Genomic DNA, 24,590 nt, shown 5'->3' on the forward strand with positions numbered 1-24,590 from the left:
CACCCCAGCGCTCCGACGGCTTGCTGGTCGCGGGCATGCCCATGACACGTTCCTGCTGTCCGTCCTGGGCCCGTCATCGGCTTCGCGCCGCCCATCAGGTGCGGTCTGTCCGGGCGGCGCGTGCCTCACAAATGCGCGACCTGCGGTTCGGTCAGCGACGTTCGGTCATCAGGTCGCCGCACAGAATCCGCCGGAACAGCTTCTGTAGCTGTTCGCCGGGATCGATGCCGTACTCGTCCGCCAGGGTTCGCCGCGTGCGGTGGTACGTGTCGATTGCCTCGGCGCGACGGTCCGAGTGCCACAGCGCCTTCATCAGCAGCCAGCTAAAGCGCTCGCGGGTGGGGAACCTGAAGCTGAGGGCGGATAGCTCGGCGGCAATCACCGAAGTGTCGCTGGCCTCCGCCAGCTCGGCTTCCCAGTAGCTCTCCAACGCAAGTAACCACAGCTCCTCAAACCGTGCGGCTACTTGAGCACCTAGCGTGTAATCGCTGACCTCCGGATGAGCACCGCCGCGCCATAGCGCGAGCGCCCGCTCCAGCGGCCGGCTCGCCTTGCGGGGCATGCCGGCCACCAGCAGTCGCCGGCCCTCTTGCATCAGCCGCTCGAAGCGCACCGCGTCGATGCTCTCCGGTTCGACCGCAAGAACGTAGCCGGCCGCCTCGCGCCGCAGGACATTATCCCGGCCGCGTGGCGGTCGGTCCGGCTCCAGCGTGCGCCGGAGGTTAGACACATAGCTATGCAAATTCGCCATCGCCGCATCAGGTGCCCTGCGCGGCCAGACGGCCTCGGTGAGTTGCTCCGGTGTCACCGGCTGGCCCGGCGTGAGAAGCAGGGCAGACAAAACAGCGCGCTGCCGAGCCGAACCGAGACTTACTTGTTTGTCGTGAACGCTTACACCGACCGGACCAAGGACATTGAAATTCACTGGATAACCCATGGTCGACGAGACCCCCGAATGTGCCGATAGAACGTTGCGACGGAACGCGGAAGCGGTAACTCCGATAGGTGTGGTCACGGGTTCTTACACGAGCAATGACAGCGTACTTGCCCATACGCGAAAGTGAAGGACTGGATTTGCCGCGCATCGACTGATATGGGGCGGTCACTGGGGCGCGATGGCTAGCCGGGGAGTGCAGCCGTGCATGCTGCTGGCCAGCACTTTTATCAAGCTGTTGGCATTCTCTCGGTGCAGGCGGACGGTTGTGCTCAGGCTCCGTCGGCTGCGCAAACCACCGGTGTGTGTTTCTTCGCAGCCCTTAACCGCCCTTGACGAACAACGTTCAGTCGATCGAAACATTAATCTCTGAATAAAATCTCCTATTCGCCGGCGGACGGACCGGGCTACGCGCCTGATGTCGCGCCCTATGACGGCCCACGCGCCCGGCGGGAAGCACGGCCACGATCATGCACCTGCCACCTTCCAGGTCGCTCGCCGATCAACCACCGCCGCGCGCCGAAGAGCGAGCGTCCCGTACTGGGCGGCGGTGCCTGGACACGGTCTCGGCGAACTGATCCTCGCCGTGAGCGGCTATATCGCCGCGCCCGGCCCCGAGCAAACATCATTCCCTGCAACCGGTCCGCGACCCCGAGGAGCGCCCCCAGCAGCCGTAACGCGGCGCGGGCGCGGTGGTTTGGGGGCAAAGGCGGAGGGGAACAAAGCGCCCGGTCGTAGTCCGGTGCCGCCCCTCGCGCATGGGCGTCGCTGTCCGGGCAAGCGGTACGCGCGCGAACCGGAACGCCGCACACCGGCCCGTCATGGGCGACCCACGCGCACGGAAGTGAGTGCGCGTGCGGTGAGAAAGCACACGTCTCATCGCAGGGCCGTGGGGTTGAGATGCACGCGACGGCTCGCCCTCGTCTGTCGCGGACGCTGGCGACCGCCGGCCACCCGGTCGGCGTTGCCGAGCATGCCCCGAACGCGCCGGCCCGGCAGCGGTTCGAGAAATGCCCAGGGACGTCGCCGGACTCGACGACTCGACATCGAGGAGGAAGCGGGTGTCATGGGCGGCGACGGATATGGAAAGAGGGATTAAGTGTGGCTAATCCGCAGTGCATATACAAGACAATGGCTATAGCGTTGACTGAATGATCGGCATTGGGGCGCTGAAGCAATATTCGTCAGGCGTGGCACGGAAAATATCTAGCTGGCGAGCCGGTTAAGGAATCAACCGCCCACATCTTTCGGGAGTTGAGTTGGCCGGGCGACCGAGTGTCGGGGTCGATTTCCATTGGACGGTCGGTGTGGCAGCGCTGGCCCGGCCTTGTCGGCCTCGTAAGGTTCTCAACCCGTTCACCTGCTGAAGCGGCTCGCGTATAAGGATGCTCATGGACGAGAACAGCAGGATTTCTTGCCCGCTCCGAAGTTTCCGCGTGCACGCGAGTAGGGAACATCGCAGCGATCGGCGGGACGAACCCGCGGTGCAGCGTGGTGAGTTGTCGGCTGAGGAGGATGGGGTCGAGGCGTGGTGGTAGCGCCGTGAGGAGCACGGCGACGCCGATGAGCACAGGCGCGATGGTTCGGAAGGTGCGGGAAGGCAAGAAGGAGGACCCCGCCGCCAACTGCCGCCCCGAGCCTCGCCGTCACCACCAACCACACAGCCTCGCGTAACGGTCGTGGCGCCGCGTCTCGGTAGCCCGATGGGTCCCGCTCGTCGAGCCCGGAGCCTGCCCTGTGATGTTCAGGTCGTTCATGACGTCGCCGGTCACCGGTGTCGGCTCCACGGTCAGCAGAGCGTGAAGAGAGCGAGAAGGTGATGGGCGTCCCGTATCCCACGACCGTGTTCATGGTGCGTGCGGCTAGCCCTGAGACAACGAGCACGACCTCCCAGGCCAAGGCGCGGGAGTGCCCCGAGGTGAACCCGTCGATCACGCCATCGTTGGCCAGCGAAATGATCGGACGGCGAACGTGGTGGAGAAATCGCCAAGAGGTTTAGACCTGCCCAAAGTCGCGGGCGGGGGACACCAACAGATCGAGCCGTGTCGGTGCTTGTGCCGGAAGTCGTCCATCGCCTTGCAGCTGTCCATCCAAAACAACTCGCCACCGATCGGCTGGTTTTGCGCTGAGTAGCAGAACTGCGTTAGCGGAATGGTCGGTATGTGCGGGTAGTTGCCTGTGCCACACGCCGACCGGGTCCCAACGCGCCGCCCCACACGCCCATCACTCCGCCACACCAAACCAGCGCCTGCTACTCGGTGTTCGTGCCGCCTGGCCGCTCGCCTGCCGCGTCCTTGTGGCAAAGTCAGGCATGGCGGGGTCGGGAGGCCGCGGGCCGCCGCACAGATGCGGGCGGCGCGAGGGTGAGGGGGACGCGTGGGGCGCGTGATCGACGGCCGGTTCCAACTGGTCGAACGGCTCGGCGGTGGCGGCATGGGCACGGTGTGGCGTGCTAGGGACCTGGCGCTGGATCGGGATGTGGCACTCAAGGAGGTGCGCCCGCCCGACCCCGCACTCGCCGAGGCCGATCCGGCTGGCGCCCAGCAGCTCCGCGCGCGCGTACTGCGTGAGGCCCGCGCCTTGGCCCGCATCAGCCATCCCCATGTGGTGACGATCTATCACATCGTGGATGGTGCCGAGCACGCGTACCCCTGGCTGGTCATGGAACTCATCGCCGGTGAGAACGTCCAAGACCGCCTGGCCCGTGGGCCCCTCGCACCGGTCGATGCGGCGGCCCTGGGCCGCGGGGTGTTGGCTGGGCTGGTCGCCGTGCACGCGGCCGGCATTCAGCACCGGGACGTCAAACCCGCCAACGTCCTCATCCGCCCCGATGGCCATCCGGTCCTCACCGACTTCGGCATCGCCGCCATTCAGGGCTCCACCATGCTCACGGCCGCCGGCTCCATGATCGGCACCCCCGAGTACATGGCGCCCGAGCGTGCCGCGGGGCAGGACGGTGACGCGGCGGCTGACCTGTGGTCACTCGGCATGATGCTGTACGTGGCGGTGGAGGGGCGCCACCCCATGCGCCGCGCCAACACGCTCGCCACCCTCGCGGCCATCGTCGGCGAGGACGTCCCCCCGCCCCGCACTGCGGGAACACTCACCACGCCGCTCCAGGCGTTGCTCTCCCGCGACCCGGGGGCGCGGCCCGACGCCACAGCCCTCGACCGGCTCTTGGCGGCGGTGGCGGCCGAGGCACACAAGCCCGCATCCGCCGAGTCGGCCAGTGCCGAGTCGGCCAGTGCCGAGTCGGCCAGTGCCGAGCCGACCAGCACGGCCCCGGCCCCGCGCGCCGCCCCGGCCGCAGCTCCCGACTCCCCCGCGCCGTCGCCCGGCGTCGCCCCGCTCGCAGCGCCTGGCCCCCACTCCCCGTCGTCCGCCGCAGCCCCGGACTCCTACCACCTGGCCCCACCGGAGGTCGCCCCGCGCCTCCCCGCGCCCTCCTACCCGCCGCCCACACCCACCCCCTACTCCGCGCCACTACAGGCCACTGCGCCCCCACAGCCCGCCCCGCGGACCAAACGGATCTGGCTGTACGCCTCCGGGGTCGGCGCGGCGGCGCTGGCGGGGGCCTTGATATGGGTTCTGCTTCCCGATGGCGGTTCAGACAACGCCAGCGACCGCCCCTCGCAGGGCAGCGACTCCACGGCCACCCCCACGGCGCCCGGCGCCGAATCACCCGCCCATGCAGGCACCGAGACCGGGAACGGCGAAAAGATCACCATCGGAGTCAAGGCCGACCAGCCAGGACTGGGCTTGCGGCAATTGGACGGCAGCTACGCCGGGCTCGACATAGACGTAGCGAAATACATCGCCCGCTCGCTCGGCATCAAGGACGCCGACATCACGTGGAAGGAAGTGCACAGCAGCAACCGTGAGAGCGTGCTGGCTGGTCACAAAGCCGATTTCGTCGTGGCCACGTACACCATCAACGCGAGCCGCTCGCAGCAGATTGACTTCGCGGGCCCCTACCTCACCGCACACCAAGATGTGCTGCTGGCCGCCGACAACACCTCGGTGCACGGGCCATCGGATCTGAACGGGAAGAAGGTCTGCTCGGCCGCCGGCTCGTCCCCAGCCGCCCGCCTCAAGTCCCAGATCGCGCCACAGGCCCAGCTCGTGGAGTACGACTCCTATGCAAAATGCATCGACGCGCTGAGCGACGGCAAGGTTGACGCGGTCACCACCGATGACGCGATCCTCGCCGGATACGCCGCCCAGCAGCCGGGCGCCTTCCGGCTGGCGGGCCTCAAGCTGAGCGACGAGCCGTACGGGGTGGGCCTGCCCAAGGACAGCCCGCTCAAGGGGAAGGTGGAAAAGGCGCTGACGAACATGACGACCGATGGCGCCTGGGACCAGGCCGTACAGAAAAACGTGCCCTTGCTGGCGTCATAGCCGTCCGCGCCGCTCGTGCCGTCCGCGCCGCTCGGTGCCGTCTGCGAGGCGACGTCAGCGGGACGTGAGCGGGACGTGAGCGAGTCCTGGGAGCGTGACGACACACACAGCCGCTGCGCCCGCCCGGTCTCTCGTGCGCGACTGGGCGGGCGCAGCGTACGACGAAACCAGGAGCCGCCGCATGTCCGCCCCTCATCACGATGATGCCGTCTCAGCCGGTCTCTCCCGGAGGTCGGTACTGACCGCCGCCGGCCTGACAGCCGCGGGCGTCGCGCTCCACGGATCTTTGGGTACGTCCAGCGCCGCTGCGGCGACGGCCCCCGCGATCTTCTACTCGCCGCACCAGGACGACGAGGCGATCGGGATGGCCGGCACCATCCTGGAGCACAAGGCCGCCGGGAGACCGGTCTACCTGGTCCTGGTGTCCAAGGGCGAAAACGGAGGCATAGCGGAAAACCTCAACGCGTTCCCGTGCACCTATCTGGGAGAGAAGTGCTCGGCCCCGAACCACTACCACGAGCTGGGGTGGCAGACGAAGCAGGGCACGCCTGAGGTGGTCTCGGGCCGTACGTCGGAGTTCATGCTGTCGGCCAAGGCCATCGGCGTTGACAAGGTCATCAACTTCAAGCTCCCCGACGACGCTTACGGCACGCCCAGCGAGTACACGGCCTTCGTCAACAAGATCAGGGGCAAGGTGCGTGAGCTCGCCGAGCGGTATCCGGGCGCCTCGCACAAGTTCACCGCGGGATGGCTCGACACGACCAACCCGCAGTGGCCCACGAACGCCACGCACAAGGCGTGCAGTGACGCCGCGTACTTCCTCATGAAGAACGGTGAGCTGAAGGACGTCCGGTTCAACCACATCTACACCTACGAGGCGTTCAGCCGCGACCAGCGCGACCGCGGCGCGGATTACGTGGTCCACATCCCGCCCGCGCACATGAAGAAGAAGCGGGCCGCGATTCTCGCGTACAACACGTGGGACCCGAGCCGGAACCTCTACACCGCCGGTTACCACAGTGTGCCCACCATGCTGGAGGAGGCATACAACGACCCGCGGGAGTTCGTGTACGAGCTGCCTTCCCACTACAAGGCTGGTCGGGGGAAGTAGGAGCGCGTGGGCGGGTTCGTATCAGTACGAGTGAGTTGTGGTGGCAGGTGCGGCAGCCGGAACTGCACCGACTCGCTCTCACGGGTGGGTGCCACTTGACCAGCAGCCAGCGCTCCGACGACTCCGGGCCGTAGACGTTGTGGCGCACCTCGCGTCCGGCAGGCCAAATGTGCAGGTCACAAAGCGCGATGACTTCCGCTTGCGGCCCGCGGACGGCGCCAACTCACCACGGCGCCACAGCGATCTCGTTCGCGCCGCATCCGGTGGATGACGCCCTACGGGCATAACGTTTCCCCGCCACACGCTAAAGAACCGACAGCAACGACGGCTCCAACCTCGGACCACGACGAGGCACCGCCACATCGCCAGCAGCAGTCGTACCCGAACAAGCGACGAGTCTGCGGCGCAGGCACTAGCTGACCTTCGCTCCCAGCAGTTCCTCGAACGCCTGCACCCCCATCGACGTCACCTTCACGGCGCGCCCGGAGCCCACCCGCTGCACCCACTGCCGCTCCAGCGCGGTCGCGCACAGGGTCGCGCCCAGCACTCCGGCCAGATGAGGGCGGCGTTCTGTCCAATCCAGGCAGCTTCGCACCAAGGGGCGTCGGGCGCCCGCAGGCCGCTGATAGCCCAGGGCATCGGCCAACCAGGCTCGGCCCGCCGGGGTGACGGCGAGCCCGGAGTCATCGGCGACCAGTCCTCGGGTGATCATCGCGTCGGCCAGGGCCACGCCCAACTGGCCCGCGAGGTGGTCGTAGCAGGTGCGGGCCCTGGCCTCGGCGTTGAGTCGTACCGATTGGCGTAGGTTTTGCGGACGAGGGGAGTCGGGGGCGTATGCGGCGACGGCCTCGATCAGGGCAGCCGCCTCCGGGCCGGCCAGCCGGACATAGCGGTGTCGGCCCTGGCGTTCCTCGGTCAACAGCCCGCCCTTGACGAGGCGGGAGAGCTGCTCGCTGGCGGTGGAGGGCTGGACCTTGGCGTGCCGGGCGAGCTCGCCCGCGGTCCAGGCACGGCCGTCGAGGAGAACCTGGCAGAAGGCGGCCCGGGTGCGGTCGGCAAGCAGGCTGGCGGTCTCGGCGAGCGGGGGCATGGGGTCATGATGCCGCAGAGATGGTTCGGGCAGCGCCGAACTGTTACGGCCCTATCGTCAGGGCCATGACGCACACGATGCATACGTTCGACCGGTACGTGGACGTGCTGTCGGCGCTGGCCGACCCGGCGCTTGTCCCCGAGTTGCCTACTGCGGGCGACGGCCCGGTCGGGGCCAGTATCGGCTGGCTGCGTGCCACGGTGTGCCGGTTCAGCTCCGGGGAGTCACACCGGCGTCGGCGGGCCGTGGTCGAGGCTGAACTGGCTCGGCTGGAGCCTGCCGCACTGTGGCAGGCGGCAGCGGTAGGGCGCGCGGGGGAGCTCCGGACACGGGTGGTGCGCAGCCTCGCCCAGGCCCTGGGAATGCCGGCGCCCGGGGCGGTCGCTGAGGCCGTGATCGTGGTGGCCGGGGCCTACTTGGGCGGCGCGGACGCGGGTGCGGACGCGGCGGTGGCCCAACTGGTGCGGCAACTGGCGCCGGAGCCGGCGGATGACGCCGCATTGGAGGTGGTGGCCAACCGCATCGGGCTGCTGGTGCAGGCGTGTGAGGCGACGGCTGCGCTGGTCGAGGCCGCAGCCGACTGCGGCGATCGACCACTGGCCCGGGTACTGCGGGAGCATCCCCCTGCTCGGACCATGCGTCGCATCGCCGTCAGGGCCACCGAGCTCGCCGGCCGGGGGATCGCCGAAGGCGACGTGGTGCTCCTCGATCTTGCGACCGCCCAGCTCACGCACCCGGTCCCCCTCGCCTTCGGCGCCCCACCTCGCGTCTGCCCCGGTCGCGCCCATGCCCTCGCCCTGGCCGGCGGTCTGCTTCAGCGCCCACTGACCCCCTTCGCTCGGCTGCACGATCAGGCCGCAGCCCCCTTGCTGCTGCCCAATGCCTGGGACTACGCCTCCGCTGCCGCCCTGGCGGCGCAGGGGTTCGCCGCCATCGGCACCACCAGCTTGGGGGTGGCTGCCGCCGCCGGCCTGCCGGACGGGTCGGCCGTCACCGCCGAGGCGACCTTGGCGCTGTCCCGCCGGCTCGCACAGGGCTCCTTCCTGTTCACCGTTGACGCCGAAGGCGGCTTCAGCGACGACCCGAAGGAGGTGGCCGAGCTGGCCCGAGCGCTGTACGACGCGGGCGCGGCGGGCGTCAACCTGGAAGACGGCCGCCCTGACGGCACGTTGGCCCCTGCGGAACTGCACGCGGCGAAGATCGCCGCCGTCAAGGCGGCAGTGCCAGCGCTGTTCGTGAACGCACGCACCGACACCCACTGGTGGGGCCGCCAGCAGGAACAGACCGCGACCCGCCTCGCGATCTACGAACAGGCGGGCGCGGACGGGGTGTTCGTGCCCGGCCTTTCGGACCCGGACAAGATCGCCGAGTTGACGGCCACCCTCCTCGTGCCGTTGAACATCCTGTACACGCCGGCCGGCCCCGCCCTGCGTGAGCTGGCCGCGCTGGGTGTGCGCAGGGTAAGCCTCGGCTCGCTGCTCTACCGCAGGGCCCTGGAGACGGCCGTTGCCACCGCGACGGCCATCCGAGACGGCCAGTCGGCGGACCTGACGGCCCCCTCCTACGCTGAGGTGCAGCAACTGGCGACAGCGAGACGGGGACCGAGGTAGCACAGCGGGAGGCTCGCGCGAACGCCTCTCGCAGGGGCCCGAACGGTTTTCGGCCGGCAGGATAACGACAGTGAGCTCGTATCGACGGTGTACTCACCGGAGCCGTGGTCGCGCTCCAGCCGCAGATGGTCGCTGACCGCGCCGAATCGACCCATCGCCGCAAGGCGCCGCACCACCACGCCGAGACATCAGGCCGCCCCTCGCCCGCCGCGTAACAGCCCAAGCTAAGGAACCGGCGGAGCTTGTCCTACGCTTCGTCGCTGTCCCGGCCACAGGTCGTCGTACGCGGCGTCCATGAACTGCACCTGTGGCGCGCGCAGCGCCGACGCGTCGGCCGTCTCGCCTCGGGCGGCCTCAGCAAGGCGCGCCGCATAGCGGTACGTAGCACCTCGTAGGGGCTCGCTTCTGGCAGCCAGGTCGATCTCCGCCTGCGCAAGCCACAGGTCATCGACGAGTTGGTCGAGTACGGGATGGGTCGCGGTCTCGCCACTGGGCTGACGCCTGAACGCCACCTTCTCCACCTGCGCCGCGATACTCAAGAACTTCAGGATCACGTGCTTGAGCTCCGCACGATGCGCGGCCGACTCCTGTACCTCAAGCTGCCGAGTGCTCGCTCGCGACACCATGTACTGGCCAAAGAGCGATCCGCCCGCGCCGAGCGCGACACCCGCCAAAGACAGCAGCGCCGGCCCCAAGGTTGCCCAAGATCCCATGGCGGGAGTCTCTCAACTCCCCCCGTGAGCGCTCACCATGTGAGCATCTGCTGGGTGGCTCTTCGCCTTTGGTCACCCGATTTGGTCACCCGAGTGGTTTGTCGAGTACGGCCTTGCGGTGGCTGAACGTCTCGATCGAGTACCGGCCGTGGTAGCTGCCCATGCCGCTCTCGCCGACACCGCCGAACGGCAGGTCGGAGACGGCCAGGTGGGCCAGCGGCAGACCGAGTCCCAGGGCGCCGGAAGAGGTCTCGGAGGCCAGCCGTTCCCGGGTGGTTTGCGAGTCGGTGAAGGCATACAGGGCCAGGGGTTTGTCCCGGTCGTTGATAAAGCGGATGGCCTCGTCGAGCCCGGCGACCTCGATGATGGGCAGCACGGGCCCGAAAATCTCCTCGCGCATCACGGGCGCGTCGGGAGCGACGTCGGCGAGCACGGTGGGCGCGATGTACTTCGCCGCGCGGTCATGCGCGCCGCCGACCACCGTGCGGCCGGAGCCGAGCAGGGCCGTGAGCCGGTCGAAGTGTCGCTCGTTGATGATGCGCCCGTACTCGGGGGAGTGCGCCGGATCGTCCCCGTACAGCGCCTCGATGGCCTTGGTCAGCGCGCCTTCCAGCGCCTTCGCCGTCTGTGGGTCGGCCAGCACATAATCGGGGGCAACGCAGGTCTGCCCGGCGTTTTGGAACTTGCCTGCGGCCAGCCGCGCGGCAGCGGCCTCCACATCGATGCCCCGGTCGACGTACGCGGGGGACTTGCCCCCGAGTTCGAGCGTGACCGGGGTGAGGTGCTGGGCAGCGGCGGTCATCACGATGCGGCCCACGGTGCCGTTGCCGGTGTAGAAGATGTGGTCGAAACGCTCTGCCAGCAGGGCGGTGGTCTCCGGTACGGCACCTTCGACCACGGCAACGGCCTCGGTGTCCAAGAAGGCAGGCAGCAACCTGGCCAGGATGGCCGAGGTGGCGGGGGCCAGCTCGCTGGGCTTGACGACCACGCAGTTGCCGGACGCAAGGGCGCCGACCATGGGGGCGAGGAGTAGCTGAGCGGGGTAGTTCCACGGCGCGATCACGAGCATCACACCGAGCGGGTCATAGACCGTCCACGCGCTCGCCTGACCCAACGAGGCCGGTACGGGCACGGGCTCGGGCCGTAGCCACTGAGTGAGGTGTTCGAGGGTGTGGTCGATCTCGCGGAGGGTGAAGTCAATCTCGGAGCGGTACGCCTCGGTGCGGCTCTTGCCCAGGTCGGCGTGGAGGGCCTCAGCGAGATCGGCACCGTGCTCGCTCAGCAGGGCCCGCAGCGCGCGGAGCTGCCCGGTGCGCCAGGACAGCGGTGCCGTACGCCCCGTACGGAAGGTGGCGCGCAACCGGGCGACGATCTCGGCGGGAGACTCGGGCGCGGCGCTCGCACTGGGGTTGCTGGGGTTACTGGCGTTGTTGGAGGTGCTGGGGGTACGGGTGGCGGCGGGCAGGCTCATGAATGTTCCTTCTGTGGCGCTGCGGCGGCGTGCAGGTGTCGGGCTCAGCGGCGCGATCGCCCCATTACTTGATATGCTCAATCAATGAGAAACATGTAAACGCCAAATATTGATGATGTCAAGTGAATGGGACCTTATGACCCACCCTGAGCCCTTCTCGGCGGCCGACCTGCTGGAGCCGCTGGCCCTGGTGGTCAGGGGCCACTACGACGACCTCGCCGCAGCCGCTGCCCGGCACGGCCTGAGCACGTCCCAAGCGCGCGTTCTCATTGCGCTGAACGAGCCGATGCCCATGCGCGCGGTGGCCGAGCACCTGGTGTGCGACGCCTCCAACGCCACGGGCCTGATCGCCCGCATGGAGGCCCGCGGACTGGTCCGCCGCGCACCGTCTCCTGACGACCGTCGAAGCAAGATGGCCAGCCGCACACCGGAAGGCACCGCACTGGCGTCCCGCCTGCGGGCCGAGATGTACACGGTGCACGCCGCCCTCGAAGCACTCACCCCGCAGGAACGCGCGGACCTGCTGCCCTTGCTGGGCCGGCTGGGCGACCTACTCAGCCACCGCTGAGCCACCGCCCACGGGCACCACCACCGACAACGGCAGCGCTCGCGCTAAGTAGCCGGCGCCTTGGCCTCAGTCGCGCTGGCCGGGCGACTGCGTAAACGAGGACATGTCGAAAGGGTGCGATGCCGGCCCTGTAGAGCCGAGTCGAGGTTCGCGTCTACGCCGCCGACCTGCTGCTCAACCGCCCGCGCCCACGTCACGACTCCGAGCCATAGCGACTCTCCCCAGGCCGGTGGTCTGTTCAGGCGCGTGAACGCTGGGCTTCATAGCGGGGGAGCGATGAAGCATCCGTGGTCAGGGTCATTAATTGACTCTTTGGCCACCTGTTCATCCCACGGATTCGCCGTGCCCCATTGGTCGGTCACATCCGCCTGGGAGGCGTCATAGATGTGGGGGTGCCAAGTGTCCTCGTCCACCTGCTCCATCTCGGTGGTGTATTCCACGGTGTTGCCGTGCGGGTCCAGGAAATAGGTAAAGGCATTGTCGCCCGCCTTATGCCGACCGGGCCCCCAGAGTTTGGTGGCACCCGATCGGATGGCCCGCCCGGAGGCTCGCAGATACTCGTCCAGGCCCCGGAGCTCAAAGGAGGCATGGTGCAAAGAGGTGTGCGGCCCTTTCGAAAACGCAAGGGAGTGATGCTGCGGATTGATCCGCAGGAAGTGCATCAGGTCGCCGTCCTGCGGTGAGTGCATGGTGTCGGTGAGCCGAAAGCCAAGGTGCTGCTGATACCACGCCGTGGTAACCGCGATATCGGGCGAGTTGAGCACCACATGTGACAGGCGCACCGGTATGGATTCCGCGGCCTCGATTCGCCGATGCTCGCGCGGCGTGACATTGGAGGAGACCTCCACGGTGCGACCGTCCACGTCGAAAAAGCGGAAACCGTAACCGCCGCCCGGGGTGGACAACACATCGGGCTCACTCACTAGCCGCACCTCATCGGCTGCCAGCCGCTCGGCGAGAGCGTCGACGTCCTCACGCGCGGCGATACCGAAAGCGAGCAGATCCAGCCGCTTCTCGGGGGCCTTGCGCAGCCTCACTACGAACTGTTCAGGCGACCCTTGTGCTGCCAAAAAAGATATGCCCGTATCGCCGACCGTACGGGTCAGCCCCCAGATGTCGGTGTAGAAGGCGAGCTGTCTATCGTGCTCAGGCACCGCCAGATCGACATGGCGTAGATGCGTGAGATGCGTTGAGGCCAACGTTCCTCCCGGTTGACGGAGCACGGGCACCACTTTGTGCTCGCAGCGGCCGGGCAATGGACCGACCGGCCCATACACGAGTACCACCGTCAGCCTTGGCGAGGTGAGGACGTAACAGGCCAGCCCGATCCGCGTGGTCGGTAGCCGGCCGCCAGCCGTTTCCGACGTCCTTCGAGTGAGGGCGGAGCAACTCAGCGCCCTACGGTGGGATTTGCGGTGGTATGCCTGCTGAACCGGAGGGTGGCGAGGCAGAGAGTGCCGTTGGCGACCATCCGCGACGCCGCGCTCATCAGCGCACGGGCCATCCTTGCCCTGCGACACCACTAGCTCGCGCCAGGGTAAGAAGAGCGAAATGGGGCCGCGATGCGGAAAGCGAAACCCCCTCGACCTGGTTACCTCGTCGAAGAGACCCTACGGGTATGGAGTTTTTCTGCTACCACCGCGATCGGCCCGGCTCCACAGCGCTGCGCGACGAACTACTGGAAGAGCACTGGTCCTATATGGACCGGTACGCGAAGGAGATGATTGCCCGGGGCCCGACCCTCACCAGCGATGGCGACACGCCCACCGGCAGCCTGCACATTGTCGATCTGCCTGACCTCGCCGCGGCCCGCGCGTTCGCCTTGGACGAGCCGAACTACCAGGCGGGCGTGTTTCGGGACGTGTTGCTGCGCCGGTGGCGCAACACGCTGGGGCGCACCATGTGGGACTTCCCCGGCGGCCGGATCGGTGGCCCCCGGTATCTGGTGCTCGGCCTCGGCGCAGGGCTTGCCGCCGACCTCGCGGCGCCGCCCGACCGGAACGACCTGATCACCTACGGACCACTGCTGAGCGACAACGGCACCGCCTGGCTAGGCACGGCCGCGCTGGTCCAGGCGCCGGACCCGGAAGCGGCACGCGCCATACTGAGCCCGGATCGGTACGCCGACATTGAGGTACACAACTGGCAGTTCGGCGGGCGGCCGTCATGACCTGAGGGCGTCGCGGCCCTTGGCTCACCTCGCTACCAGGGCTCTATTGCCCTGCATTGCCCTGCATTGCCCTGCCGCGGCGCTACTCGTCGTCCGGCTCGGTCGGCATCGTGGGCCAGGGGCCTTCGTCAGGCACAACTACCAGGCGTACGGCCATCTGTCGTGAGCCGGGTGGGTGGTCGCCTGGCTCGCTCGCGTACTTGAGCAGCAACGTGCGGTACTCCTCCACGAACGCGGCGACTTGTTCCTTCGTCATCCGCATTCCGGAGCGGTAAATCTGGTTCCAGCCCCCGGAGGAGTCGTACCCCGAATATGCGCTCACGACCAGGTTCAGGTCATTGGTCATCTTGAGCGCACCGATCTTCACCGCGGCCTCGCGTTCGTCAGCCGCCAGTTCCAAGCCCGGCGGCGTGAAGATGTCCGTCATGAGCGACTTCCACCAGCGTTCGCGGCCGGTGGATCGCTCTGCGATCTCGGCGATCAACTTCAGGTCGGCGAGTTTACGCAGGTGGTAGCTGGTGGTGCCGGTGCTTTCGCCGAGCGCCTTGGCGACGCTGGTGGAGTTCGCTTCGCCGTGCTCTCCGAGGTAGCTCAGGATGTCGCGGCGCACCGGGTTGGACAGTGCCTTGTAGAAGGCTTTGAGGTCCGGGCCGGTGAGGACTCTCTGCTCGGAGCGCTCGACCATGCCGACCAGCGTACTGCAGAGACCCTCTGTAGACATCGCAGAGGTTGTTTGCAGAATATCTCTGCAATCGCTACGTTGGTTGTTGAGGCGTCAGCGGGCGCTAGAACATTGGGGGGTTGAGATGCGAAAAGACCTGGTGGGAAGGCTGCTGTTAGCCGCTGGCCTGGCGCTGGTGCCGTGGCTCGCGGTGCTGTGGACGACGCTGCCGGATTCCTATCCAGCGCAGCATTGGCGAGTCGCCTGGGTCGGTTTCGACGCGTTGGAGATCGTCGGTCTGCTGACGTCGGCGGTGCTGGTGCGGCGTGGTGGCCATCGGGCGCCGTTGGCGTCGATGGCGACGGCCGTGTTGTTGCTGGTTGACGCCTGGTTCGACGTCATGACGGCGGGCCACGACGTCGTGTTCTCGCTGGTGCTGGCCTGCACGCTGGAGCTGCCCTTGGCGGCATTGTGCGCTGTCGTCGCGCTGCGGACGCCAGTGGTGGTTGTGACGCAGGTGACTGTGGTGCGGCAGGTGGCTGTCCATACCTGACTCGCTGGATGCCCAGCCGCAGGACGAGATCGACGATCGTGGTTCCCCGCGATTGCGGCACGGCTCAGCCCTCGATCCAGCGCACCACAGTGCTGAGATAGCCCGGAGCGAACTGCGACCCTCCCTTCACCTGAACGCGATGGTCAGCTTCCGGGAAGACCTCCACGGTCAGTGTCGCCAGGGGATGGCGATCGACGCTGCCGACCGCGGCGGTGAACGTGCGAATGCTCTTGGTGACGGGTACGACCGGATCGGCAGCCCCGAAGACGGCCAGATGCCGGCACCGCAGGCGCAGGGCGTCACGAATCGGGTCGTGGTCCTGCTTGCGCTTGAGTAATTCCCACAGGCACTCGTCCATGCGTCCCCACAGGCCAGCTACCCACGAGGGGTTCCCTGCGGACTCAATGAGTCGTGTCACTTCCGCGAAGTCAGCGCCGCGTCGCCCGGCTCGGACGAGGCTGTCGTACAGGGCGAGTCGCTCGTCCAGGGCCTGTTGCGGGGGCGGATTCGGGTGCGTTGTGTGAAGAAGGCTGGCCAACTCGTACCGCTCCTGCTCGGCAGGACTTACGCCGGGGCAGCCGCTGGTAATGACCCAGGCCAGGTCATCCCGCCCCGCGCCGGCCCGCAAGGCGACCCAGCCGCCCTCGCTGTGGCCGAACAGCCCCACCGCATCAGCGTGCACGTCAGGCTGACGGCAGAGGAACTCCAGCGCGGCTGCCGCATCCTTCGCCAAGTCCCCCAACGTTGCCTTGCGCCAGTCTCCTGTGGAGGAACCGACTCCACGCTTGTCATAGGCCAGCACCGCAAGGCCTGCGTCCACGAGCCGCTGACGAACCGGCAGCAAGTAGCCGTCATTGTGCCGATCTGCCGCACCGGACCCGCCGATGAGGACCACCCCAGGCACGCGCGCCTCACTCGTGCGGGGATACATCACGGAGCCCGCCAGGGTCATCGCACCGTTGGCAAAAGTGACCTCGCGCACAGCTTCATCACTCGTCATGGGTTCAGGTATCCCCGTAGCGGTGCAGCCAATGCCGGCCGCGCTCGTTTACTCGTTTTCACCGTCGCCGAAAAGACCTCGTGGCGATCGAGCTGCTGCCGCTACGAACTGTCCGGCGTGCTGACCGAACTGCTGCACTGGCGCTGGATCTTCGGCATCAACGTGCCGCTCGCGGCGGCGGTGGTGCTGCGCACGCCGAGGCTCCTGCCGGCCGATGGGCCACGCCTGCACATCGGGCGCCTCGATCTGCCGGGCGCCGCACTGCTGACGGCGGGCCCGCTCAGCCTGGTGTACGGAGTGCTGGAGTCGGCGCCCTTGGCGGTCGCAGCAGGTGTATTGCTGCTGGTCGCCTTCGTCGTCGTGGAGGCGCGCACGCGGCGCCCGCTCGTACCGCTCTCCTTCTTCACCCACCGCACCCGGGCTGTCGCCAACGCCGTGACCGTACTGCTGAGCGCGGCGCTGTCCACCGCCTTCTTGCTCCTCACGCTGTATATGCAGGACGTGATCGGGTTCGGCCCGCTCCAGGCAGGGCTGGCCTTCCTCCCGTTTTGTGCGGCGCTGTTCTTTGCCATCTCCCAGGTGCCTCGGCTCATCGGCGTGCTGGGAATGAAGTACACCGCGATGCTGGGGCTGGCGTTCACGACGGCGGGGCTTGCCTGGCTGGCTCGCCTTCCCGACCAGGGGGCGTACGCCGTCGATGTACTGCCGGGCATGGTGGGCGTCGCGCCGGAATGGGGATCGGCCTCCTTGCCTTGCAAAACGCGGCGCTGCACGGCGTCACCGAGAACGACGCGGGGACTGCGGCAGGCGTCCAGCGCTCGGTGGATCAGTTGGGTGGCGCTCTTGGGCTCGCGGTGCTGGTGGGAGCCTCCATGGGCGCCACGGGCGTCGAAGGCTTCCGCACCGCTTTCCTCTACTCACTGGTCGGGGTACTCGCAGCCGCCGCCGGGCTGTTGCTCGCGGCACCTGATGAGGTAACCGACAACTAGCGCTCCGCGGCCTCCCGGGGGCTGCACCTCCCGACCGCCGATGGTGCAGCCCCTGGCCCACTGCGGCCGTGTGCGGCGAGACGGGGGCCTTTGGCGCGGCACCGGCCGCCGTGACTCCCCGGGGCTGTGGGACCCCAGGGATACGGCGGCCGGTCACCCGTAAGGCCGTCCGGGGGCGGGAGCAGGCTGCCCGCGCCGGGTGCTCAGGAGTAGGTGGCCGCCATTTTCTCCCGGTACCAGTGCCCCGGTGTGGTCGCTGAGGTGCGACCCTGCGCCGCCTCGGCGCCGCTGAACCGGGGGAGTGGCTCGATCACCGCGTCGTGGTTGGGCAGATAGAAGAACGGGAGGGACAGCCGTGAACCAGTGTGGCCCGCCACCGGGTTCAGCACCCGATGCAGGGTCGAAACCCAGTGCCCGCCCGTCCAAAAGGCCATCATGTCGCCGATGTTGATGACGAAACTCCCCGGAAGGTAGGGGACATCACGCCACCCCTGCCCTTCCTGCCGAACCTGGAGCCCGCCGATCTCGTCCTGGTACAAAATGGTCAGGTTGCCCCAATCGGTGTGCGGGCCCTTGCGCATTTGACCCGGCAGCGGGGGAGTGAGCTGCGGGTAGTAGTAGTTGGCGACGATCGTGGAGATGTGCTTGTCGATCTTGTCGTCGAAGAAGTGCGCGTCGAGTCCAAGAGCGAGGGCGAACAGCCCCATCAGCTCCGCGCCGAGGCGCTCCATCGCCTGTCCGTAGGCAATCCAGGTTTCCTCAAACGCCTGCGGCGTGGATGGCCAGACATTGGTTCGGCTCCACGGCGCGCTAGCGTCGCCGGTCATCGCCTGGCGGTCCGCGCCACGGTCGCCGAGGACGTTCGAGGTGAAGATCTCGCACAGGTCGGGAGGCGTGTCCAGGCCCATGCTCTTACCCGCGCTGCCTGCGGAGTACCGCAGTCCGCCGGTACCGGGGCCGCTGACGGTCTTGGCCTTCTCCTTCGATGGGAGTTCGAAGAACTCCTTGGTGAGCGCGTACACACGGTCGATCAGGTCCTGCCCCACCCCGTGTCCGACGACGGTGAAGAAGCCGGAATTCTCGCAGGCGTGGCCGATGGCCTGGGCCACGGCGGCCCGGCTTCCCTCCTGCCGTGCCATGGACAGATCGATGACGGGGACATATCCGTCCAGGACCGTCACGGGACGGCGCTCCCGTGGTGTGGTGGTCATGGTGATTCTCCTTCGGTGTGCGAACAGGGCCAGTGCGCAGCGTGCAGGGCGGCGACCATGGGCAAGTCCCACCGTGTGCTGGTGAGTTCGGCTGCCGCACTGGGCGCGTCCCGACCACCTTCCGCGCTCTGCCGTGGCGGCCCCAAGCCATACCCTGCAGGTCGGTACGATCCGGCAAACGAAAGGCTTGACGCGGTGGATTCCAGCGCCTTAGGGGAAGCTGACCAACACCTGCTGCATCTCCTACAGCTCGATGGCCGGGCCCCCTTCAGCCACCTCGCGCACTGCCTGGAGGTCTCCGAGCGCACGGTGGCGCGCCGCTACCAGCGGCTGCGTACGCTGGGCCTACGCATCGTCGGCCAGCCTGTCCCCGCACGCCTTGGGCTCACACGCTGGCTGGTGCGACTGCACTGCACTCCCGACGCCGCGGGGACCATCGCCAAGGCTCTGGCCCGCCGCTCCGACACGAGTTGGGTCACGCTCGCGTCCGGCGGTACGGAGCTGTACTGCGCCGTCACCACGCGTACCGCTGACGAGCGCGACGCGCTGCTGCTCCACAAGCTGCCCCGTACGCCGCACGTGCTCTCCGTTGGCGCGCACTGCATGATGCGAATTTTCGCCGGGGCCACCAGCACCTGGCACGGCAGCCGGCTACTCCCGGCAACGAGCGCTGGCGCGGTGGATTCCGGCGCGCGCACTCCGCCCCTGAAGCTGGACGCCACCGACCGCACCCTCTTCACGGAGCTGGCCGCGGACGGCCGCGCGACCCTGCCCGAACTCGGCGCGGCCACCGGACGCTCACCCTCCAGTGTTCAGCGCCACCTCGAACGGCTACGCGGCGAGGGCGCGTTGTGCTTCGCCGTGGACTTCGATCCCGTACTCCTCGGCTACCACATGAGTACCCGGCTGTGGATGCGCGTGGCTCCCGCACATCTGCGGACCGTGGGGGAGACCCTTGCCACGCACCCCGAAATCCCTTTCGCGGCGGCGGTCACGGGCACCTCCAACCTGGTCGCCAGCGGCGTCTTTCGGGACGCCCACGAGCTGTACGACTACCTCGACCAACGCATCGGCCCCCTCCCCGGCATCCAGAGCATCGAGACGGCCCCCGTTCTTCGGGAGATCAAGCGTCTCGCGCCCACCATTCCCTGAGCTCGTCGCTTGGGTGCGGAGCCGAAACAGGCCCCGAACTGATCCCGCTGGGTGCCTTCCGCCACCGGGGGTGAGCTGGGTCAACGCGCTGCGGGTGCCGAGTCGAGCGAGTGCGGCGGCGCTGGGGCTGCCCGCTTCCGCGGTGGAGAGCACCAGCCGCACGTCGGTGCCGGGCAGCAGCAGGGTGTGGCAGTCCAGGGCGAGCTCGACCAGCTCGGAGTGGCGCAGACGCTTGCGTAACGTTGATATGGGGCGTACGTCATGATTCAGCCAACTCGCCGCGAAAGCGGGGAGACCCGGCCACCCATCCGAGCGCGCTGCGCGGCGGCGAGAGCGAACTCATGGCCGAGCTGCACCAGCGCAACGCCGGCCAGACCGTCACCCCCGACTTGCTGCTTTTGGGCACCAATGGGCGCCTTTGGTATCCCTGTCGCACGCACCGCGGTGCCTGGTGGCCGGTTGGGTTCGCGCGCCGGACTGTCACAGCAGTGATGAGCGATTTGTTCGATGAGGAGTACAACCGCTGAATCGCGTCTATTGCTCTCTGGTGAGAGCCAGTTTCGCGGTGTAGCGTCGCTGTCAGATGCCGTGGTTCGCAGTGCCTGCCCGCGCTTTCGCGCGGGCGCTTTGCTGTGCTGTGCCGGACCAGGGCGACTACCTCCGGATTCGCGCGGTGCGGATTCGATATCGACTGGAAGGCTCAGCATGGCTAGCGGAACCGTGAAGTGGTTCAACGCCGAAAAGGGTTTCGGTTTCATCGCCCAAGACGGCGGCGGACCTGACGTCTTTGCGCACTACTCCAACATCAACGCCTCCGGCTTCCGCGAGCTGCAGGAAGGCCAAGCGGTCACCTTCGACATCACCCAGGGCCAGAAGGGCCCGCAGGCGGAGAACATCACCCCCGCCTAGGCTCGGGTGTCACTAGGGCCCGGAGCAGACGCTCCGGGCCCTAGTTCGTATGACGCCGCAATGAGCACAGCGCTCGCCAGCCGGTGAAAACCGGTGACAGGGGCCAATCGGGGTTACGGACGTCGTAGGCCCACTTCAGCGCCTGGCTGTCAGTGGCTGGCTTTAGGGTCCATGGCATGAATCGCCACCAACGGCCCGTACGCCTGCCCTGCATAGACGCCATTCCCGTCATCCGGACCGACTTCACCGACTCCGCTGGCTGGGCTCGGCTGCTGCAAGACCTTTAGACGCCCGTCACCCACGAGGCGGGTTCGCAGGACACCTGCGACGACAACCGGGCCGTCTCCTACGTCACCCCGATCGTCACCCCGATCGACCAGGAGGAGTACCGGGCCTGCTGCCTGAGATGGTGCTCGCCGTGGCACCCAGCGCCGGCCATGCCCTTCCTTACGGCCACCTCTATCTAGCCGACGCCGAAACCTTCTCCGCCGGAAACCTTCCGCTGCTCGGCATCGACATTCACGTAGATGACGTGGATGACGTGGATGACGTGGATGACGGAGGCGACGTGGATGGCATGAACGACGTGGATGACGGGGCCCTCGGAGCTTGGGCAGCGTGTACAGCCCTTCCGCGTGCCGGCGCTGCATGCCGCCGGCGTCGAAGTCAACGCCAGCATCGCTAACCTGTTCCTTTCGTGAATTCCACGACTTCCCCTGGTCGGACTGCGACGTGTAGGTGGCAGGGCCGGGAACTCGTGCGACGCATCCACGCGCAGCTTGCCAACCTCACAGGCTCCCGTGGCGGTTGGAGCGGGCGCGCGAGCGGAAGGTGCGCCGGTAGGTGTCCGGCGGCACGCCTACCGTCCGGTTGAACTGTCGGCGTAGCGTCGTGGCGGTGCCCATGCCGGTGGCCGCCGCGATGGTGTCGATGGTGACGTCGGTGGTCTCCAACAACTCCTGGGCGTGGCGGATACGTTGGCTGAGCAGCCATTGCAATGGGGTGGTGCCGGTCACTGACCTGAAGTGGCGGCCCAGGTTGCGTGAGCTCATCCGCGCCTGGCGGGCCAAATCCTCCACGGTGAGCGGATGGTCCAGCCGTTCGAGTGCCCAGGGGAAGAGTGCGGCGAGCGGGTGGTTGCCGGGGGCGGGGACTGGGGTGGTCACGAACTGGGCCTGGCCGCCGTCCCGGTGCGGCGGTACGACCAGGCGGCGGGCGATCGTGTTGGCGATCGACGAGCCGTGGTCGAGGCGGACGAGGTGCAGGCACAGGTCCATGGCGGCGGCCTTGCCGGCGGAGGTGAGCACGCTGCCGCTGTCCACGTAGAGGACATCCGGGTCCACCGTCACCAAGGGGTGGCGCTCGGCCAGCACCCGCGCGTGCGCCCAGTGAGTGGTCGCGCACTTGCCGTCCAGCAGACCGGCTGCGGCCAGCACGAAGGCGCCCGTGCAAAGGGAGGCCACGCGTGCGCCCGCCTCATGGGCCGCGCGCACCGCCCCGATCAGCTCGGCCGATGGGTCCTGGTCCACGTCGGCCCAGCCCGGAACGATCACGGTGTCGGCGTGCGGGAGGTGGTCGAGTCCGTAGTCGGGCTCCAGGGTGAAGCGGCCGAACGACACGGTGCTCGGACCACAGACCGAGAAGCGGTACCAGGGGTCCGCCGCGCCGGTCATGTCGGCCCCAAACACCTCGCAGGCCAGGGCCAATTCGAAATGCAGCATGCCATCGGTGACGGCCAGGGCGACGGTGGTCATGTCCGAAATTGTACGAGGCATGGCGTTCCAGACAATCACGGTGGGGTGCCGATCTTCGCCAGGATGCTCATGACAGACCGCAGCAGATCGTTCAAGAGCGGGGGAGAACCCATGAGGTCCCACAAGATGGTGGCGGTGTTCGGCGCGTACGGGCACACCGGGCGGTTCGTGTCGGCGGAGCTGAGAGAGCGTGGTTTTCTCCCCGTACTCGTCGGCCGCGACGCCGACAAGCTGAAGGCGCTGGCGTACGAAACCGAGTCGCAGGCCTGCCCGGCGTCGGTTGACGACCCGGCCTCGCTCGACCGCGCGCTGGTCGGAGCGGCGGCCGTGATCAACTGCGCCGGGCCGTTCGCCACGACGGCTGCCCCCGTGATCGAAGCGGCCTTGCGGGCCGGAATTCCGTATCTGGACGTGGCGGCCGAGATCGAGGCCAGCGTTGACACGTTCGAGCACTTCGCCGACCGGGCGCGGGACAGGGGAGCCGTGATCGTCCCGGCGATGGCCTTCTTCGGCGGCTTGGGCGACCTGCTGGTCACCGCGGCGATGGGTGACTGGACAGTGGCCGACGAGGCACACATCGCGTACGCACTGAGCAGTTGGCACCCCACCGCCGGGACCCGCTCGGCGGGCGCGGTCTCTCGGCAACGTCGAGACGGTCGGCGTATCCGCTACACCAACGGACGCCTGGAGCACCGTTACGACGCACCGCCCATGCTGGAGTGGCCCTTTCCCGACCCGATGGGGCCCCTGCCCGTCATCGGGGAGTTCACGATGGCCGACGTCGTGACCGTACCCAGCCACCTGCCCATCCCCGAAGTGCGCACCTACATGACGGCCAACGCGGCCCGGGACGTCTCGGCCCCGGACACACCGACGCCGGCTGCGGTTGACGAACGCGGGCGGTCCGCTCAGACCTTCCTTGTCGATGTCGTCGTACGCTCGGGCCAAACCGAACGGCGCGCCGTGGCCCACGGTCAGGACATCTACGCCGTCACCGCGCCGCTCGTGGTGGAAGCGGTTGAGCGCATCCTCACGGGACGGACCAAGGCGGTCGGCGTCGCCTCCGCAGGACACATCTTCGACGCACCCGACTTCCTTCGTGCGCTCTCCCCGCACATCGCACTTGACCTGCGCCCCTAGCGACCCGGTGCTGCGGTGCTGCGTGCGGCAGCACTCATCAACGGTCCGCTGTCCGCTGCGCCTGGTGCTGCGGCCGGCAACGCGCACCGAGGTGGGAGCCCGGCCCCGGCTAAGCTGCGCAGAGCGGAACGGTGTTCGAATGAGGAGGTGGGCGGATGTTGACCGAGGTTGCAGGGGTGCGCGTACCGGTGGGGCGGGCGGCGGAGGCGGCGCGTTCGGTCTGCGAGGAATACGCTGACGAGGCGTTGTACCACCACTGTGTGCGGTCGTATTTCTTCGGTGCGGCCTGGGCGAGGGCGCGTGGCTTCGACTTCGACCGTGAGCTGTTCTTTGTGTCGGCGTTGCTCCACGACCTAGCTCTCGTTCCGCCCTTCGACAGTCACACGCTCCCCTTTGAAGAGGCCAGTGGCCACCTGGCCCGGGTCTTCACGGCCGGTCTCGGCTGGCCGACTGAGCGACGCGACCGCGCGGCTGAACTGATCGTGCTGCACATGCGGGGCGACGTCGCTCCGGACGTGGACATGGAGAGTCGTCTGTTGCAGGTGGGGACCAGCGCGGACGTTTCTGGGACCGGTTTGGAAGCGTTCGACCCGGCTTTCAAGGACGCGCTCGTTGCGGCGTACCCGCGGCTTGGCTTTGCCGAGTCCTTCGTACGTCTGTTCCAGAACCAGGCGGAACGTAAGCCGGGGTGCGCGGCGGCGGGGCTGGTAGCGGGAAAGTGGGCGGAACGGACTGCGTCCAATCCGCTCGACCACAACTGAGGCCGGTGGGTTCAAGGGCTTGTCATGCGGCATCGGTAAGGGGGCGTCAAGCGCGGTGGATGCCGCCTGGTCGCGGACACGGACGTGTAGCGCGCCGGACTGTCGCGGTGACGTTTCGTACGAGGAACTGCCAGGAACTGCGCATCGAACCTGGCCCGACCTTGACCGGTGGATCAACAACGTACTGGTCGATTGTCGTCGTCCATCCCTTGATCTTCGCAGGGAATTCCGGCCTTTAGGCCGGGCGGGAATGCGATCCTTGGTCTGGAGGCGCGTAGCGCCGGAGATCTCTGCGTCTTGGGGGTGACGGTCACGCCGGTCGCTTCTGGTTTTCGATGTAGTTCTTGACGATGCTCAGTGGTGCGCCGCCGCATGACGCGGCGAAGTAGGACGGG

Annotated in this window: 23 protein-coding genes and 1 pseudogene; 12 read left to right on the forward strand and 12 right to left on the reverse strand. The window is 67.7% G+C overall.

The window, feature by feature from the left end; genetic code table 11:
• Positions 1–151 precede the first annotated feature (151 nt).
• On the reverse strand, positions 152–925 hold the full coding sequence (locus FHS42_RS27975) for an AfsR/SARP family transcriptional regulator (RefSeq protein ID WP_184576786.1): 774 nt from the start codon (positions 923–925) through the stop codon (positions 152–154).
• Positions 926–3,319: 2,394 nt separating this feature from the next.
• On the opposite strand from FHS42_RS27975, the gene FHS42_RS27980 reads away from it, so the two are divergent.
• Together FHS42_RS27980 and FHS42_RS27985 are read left to right on the forward strand one after the other, a co-directional pair.
• Positions 3,320–5,332: a bifunctional serine/threonine-protein kinase/glutamate ABC transporter substrate-binding protein gene (locus FHS42_RS27980; protein ID WP_184576858.1), complete on the forward strand. Its 2,013-nt coding sequence runs from the start codon at positions 3,320–3,322 to the stop codon at positions 5,330–5,332.
• A 181-nt stretch (positions 5,333–5,513) separates the two neighbouring features.
• Positions 5,514–6,443 (forward strand): PIG-L deacetylase family protein, encoded by a 930-nt coding sequence (locus tag FHS42_RS27985; protein WP_184576788.1) that lies wholly within the window; start codon positions 5,514–5,516, stop codon positions 6,441–6,443.
• A 412-nt stretch (positions 6,444–6,855) separates the two neighbouring features.
• Here FHS42_RS27985 and FHS42_RS27990 read toward each other — a convergent pair whose 3' ends face one another.
• Positions 6,856–7,533 (reverse strand): ArsR/SmtB family transcription factor, encoded by a 678-nt coding sequence (locus FHS42_RS27990; RefSeq protein ID WP_184576790.1) that lies wholly within the window; start codon positions 7,531–7,533, stop codon positions 6,856–6,858.
• Positions 7,534–7,598: 65 nt separating this feature from the next.
• Here FHS42_RS27990 and FHS42_RS27995 point away from each other — a divergent pair, with 65 nt between their 5' ends.
• Positions 7,599–9,143 carry an isocitrate lyase/phosphoenolpyruvate mutase family protein gene (locus FHS42_RS27995; protein WP_184576793.1) on the forward strand — a complete coding sequence of 515 codons (1,545 nt, stop codon included), beginning with the start codon at positions 7,599–7,601 and terminating at the stop codon, positions 9,141–9,143.
• 224 nt (positions 9,144–9,367) lie between these two features.
• Here FHS42_RS27995 and FHS42_RS28000 read toward each other — a convergent pair whose 3' ends face one another.
• Both FHS42_RS28000 and FHS42_RS28005 read right to left on the reverse strand, forming a co-directional pair.
• A complete protein-coding gene (locus tag FHS42_RS28000; protein ID WP_246495506.1) occupies positions 9,368–9,856 on the reverse strand; it encodes a hypothetical protein in 489 nt (162 codons plus the stop codon).
• 85 nt (positions 9,857–9,941) lie between these two features.
• Positions 9,942–11,327: an aldehyde dehydrogenase family protein gene (locus tag FHS42_RS28005; RefSeq protein ID WP_184576796.1), complete on the reverse strand. Its 1,386-nt coding sequence runs from the start codon at positions 11,325–11,327 to the stop codon at positions 9,942–9,944.
• 136 nt (positions 11,328–11,463) lie between these two features.
• On the opposite strand from FHS42_RS28005, the gene FHS42_RS28010 reads away from it, so the two are divergent.
• On the forward strand, positions 11,464–11,895 hold the full coding sequence (locus FHS42_RS28010) for a MarR family winged helix-turn-helix transcriptional regulator (RefSeq protein ID WP_184576799.1): 432 nt from the start codon (positions 11,464–11,466) through the stop codon (positions 11,893–11,895).
• 260 nt (positions 11,896–12,155) lie between these two features.
• On the opposite strand, the gene FHS42_RS28015 is transcribed toward FHS42_RS28010, so the two are convergent.
• Positions 12,156–13,094: a VOC family protein gene (locus tag FHS42_RS28015; RefSeq protein WP_184576865.1), complete on the reverse strand. Its 939-nt coding sequence runs from the start codon at positions 13,092–13,094 to the stop codon at positions 12,156–12,158.
• A gap of 419 nt (positions 13,095–13,513) precedes the next feature.
• Between FHS42_RS28015 and FHS42_RS28020 the strand changes: the two genes are divergently transcribed.
• On the forward strand, positions 13,514–14,065 hold the full coding sequence (locus tag FHS42_RS28020; RefSeq protein ID WP_184576802.1) for a YciI family protein: 552 nt from the start codon (positions 13,514–13,516) through the stop codon (positions 14,063–14,065).
• 82 nt (positions 14,066–14,147) lie between these two features.
• Here FHS42_RS28020 and FHS42_RS28025 read toward each other — a convergent pair whose 3' ends face one another.
• Positions 14,148–14,750, reverse strand: coding sequence for an ArsR/SmtB family transcription factor (locus FHS42_RS28025; RefSeq protein ID WP_184576805.1), 603 nt, complete (start codon positions 14,748–14,750; stop codon positions 14,148–14,150).
• Positions 14,751–14,871: 121 nt separating this feature from the next.
• Between FHS42_RS28025 and FHS42_RS28030 the strand changes: the two genes are divergently transcribed.
• Positions 14,872–15,279 (forward strand): hypothetical protein, encoded by a 408-nt coding sequence (locus FHS42_RS28030; RefSeq protein WP_221476950.1) that lies wholly within the window; start codon positions 14,872–14,874, stop codon positions 15,277–15,279.
• Between the two features lie 64 nt (positions 15,280–15,343).
• Here the strand turns inward: FHS42_RS28030 and FHS42_RS28035 are convergent, their stop codons facing one another.
• On the reverse strand, positions 15,344–16,279 hold the full coding sequence (locus FHS42_RS28035; RefSeq protein WP_184576808.1) for an alpha/beta hydrolase family protein: 936 nt from the start codon (positions 16,277–16,279) through the stop codon (positions 15,344–15,346).
• Between the two features lie 117 nt (positions 16,280–16,396).
• Between FHS42_RS28035 and FHS42_RS28040 the strand changes: the two genes are divergently transcribed.
• Positions 16,397–17,257 (forward strand): efflux MFS transporter permease, encoded by an 861-nt coding sequence (locus tag FHS42_RS28040; RefSeq protein ID WP_184576810.1) that lies wholly within the window; start codon positions 16,397–16,399, stop codon positions 17,255–17,257.
• 214 nt (positions 17,258–17,471) lie between these two features.
• On the opposite strand, the gene FHS42_RS28045 is transcribed toward FHS42_RS28040, so the two are convergent.
• A complete protein-coding gene (locus FHS42_RS28045; protein ID WP_184576813.1) occupies positions 17,472–18,479 on the reverse strand; it encodes an isopenicillin N synthase family dioxygenase in 1,008 nt (335 codons plus the stop codon).
• Positions 18,480–18,674: 195 nt separating this feature from the next.
• Between FHS42_RS28045 and FHS42_RS28050 the strand changes: the two genes are divergently transcribed.
• Positions 18,675–19,631, forward strand: coding sequence for an Lrp/AsnC family transcriptional regulator (locus FHS42_RS28050; protein ID WP_184576815.1), 957 nt, complete (start codon positions 18,675–18,677; stop codon positions 19,629–19,631).
• A 111-nt stretch (positions 19,632–19,742) separates the two neighbouring features.
• Here FHS42_RS28050 and FHS42_RS37575 read toward each other — a convergent pair.
• Positions 19,743–19,910: pseudogene (locus tag FHS42_RS37575) on the reverse strand (MmyB family transcriptional regulator); the annotation flags it as partial.
• 62 nt (positions 19,911–19,972) lie between these two features.
• Between FHS42_RS37575 and FHS42_RS28060 the strand changes: the two are divergent.
• Together FHS42_RS28060 and FHS42_RS28065 are read left to right on the forward strand one after the other, a co-directional pair.
• Positions 19,973–20,158 carry a hypothetical protein gene (locus tag FHS42_RS28060; protein ID WP_184576818.1) on the forward strand — a complete coding sequence of 62 codons (186 nt, stop codon included), beginning with the start codon at positions 19,973–19,975 and terminating at the stop codon, positions 20,156–20,158.
• 178 nt (positions 20,159–20,336) lie between these two features.
• Complete coding sequence (locus FHS42_RS28065) at positions 20,337–20,540, forward strand: cold-shock protein (RefSeq protein ID WP_037751662.1); 204 nt, start codon at positions 20,337–20,339, stop codon at positions 20,538–20,540.
• Between the two features lie 463 nt (positions 20,541–21,003).
• Here the strand turns inward: FHS42_RS28065 and FHS42_RS28070 are convergent, their stop codons facing one another.
• Positions 21,004–21,219 (reverse strand): hypothetical protein, encoded by a 216-nt coding sequence (locus FHS42_RS28070; protein ID WP_184576821.1) that lies wholly within the window; start codon positions 21,217–21,219, stop codon positions 21,004–21,006.
• Between the two features lie 109 nt (positions 21,220–21,328).
• Positions 21,329–22,294, reverse strand: coding sequence for a helix-turn-helix domain-containing protein (locus tag FHS42_RS28075; RefSeq protein ID WP_184576824.1), 966 nt, complete (start codon positions 22,292–22,294; stop codon positions 21,329–21,331).
• A 111-nt stretch (positions 22,295–22,405) separates the two neighbouring features.
• Between FHS42_RS28075 and FHS42_RS28080 the strand changes: the two genes are divergently transcribed.
• On the forward strand, positions 22,406–23,434 hold the full coding sequence (locus tag FHS42_RS28080) for a saccharopine dehydrogenase family protein (RefSeq protein ID WP_184576826.1): 1,029 nt from the start codon (positions 22,406–22,408) through the stop codon (positions 23,432–23,434).
• 155 nt (positions 23,435–23,589) lie between these two features.
• Positions 23,590–24,195 carry an HD domain-containing protein gene (locus FHS42_RS28085; RefSeq protein WP_184576829.1) on the forward strand — a complete coding sequence of 202 codons (606 nt, stop codon included), beginning with the start codon at positions 23,590–23,592 and terminating at the stop codon, positions 24,193–24,195.
• Positions 24,196–24,505: 310 nt separating this feature from the next.
• On the opposite strand, the gene FHS42_RS39225 is transcribed toward FHS42_RS28085, so the two are convergent.
• Positions 24,506–24,590: transposase (locus FHS42_RS39225; RefSeq protein WP_184576871.1), on the reverse strand; the 85-nt coding region annotated here is incomplete at its 5' end.

It is taken from the genome of Streptomyces zagrosensis, assembly GCF_014203645.1.
Classification (GTDB): Bacteria; Actinomycetota; Actinomycetes; order Streptomycetales; family Streptomycetaceae; genus Streptomyces; species Streptomyces zagrosensis.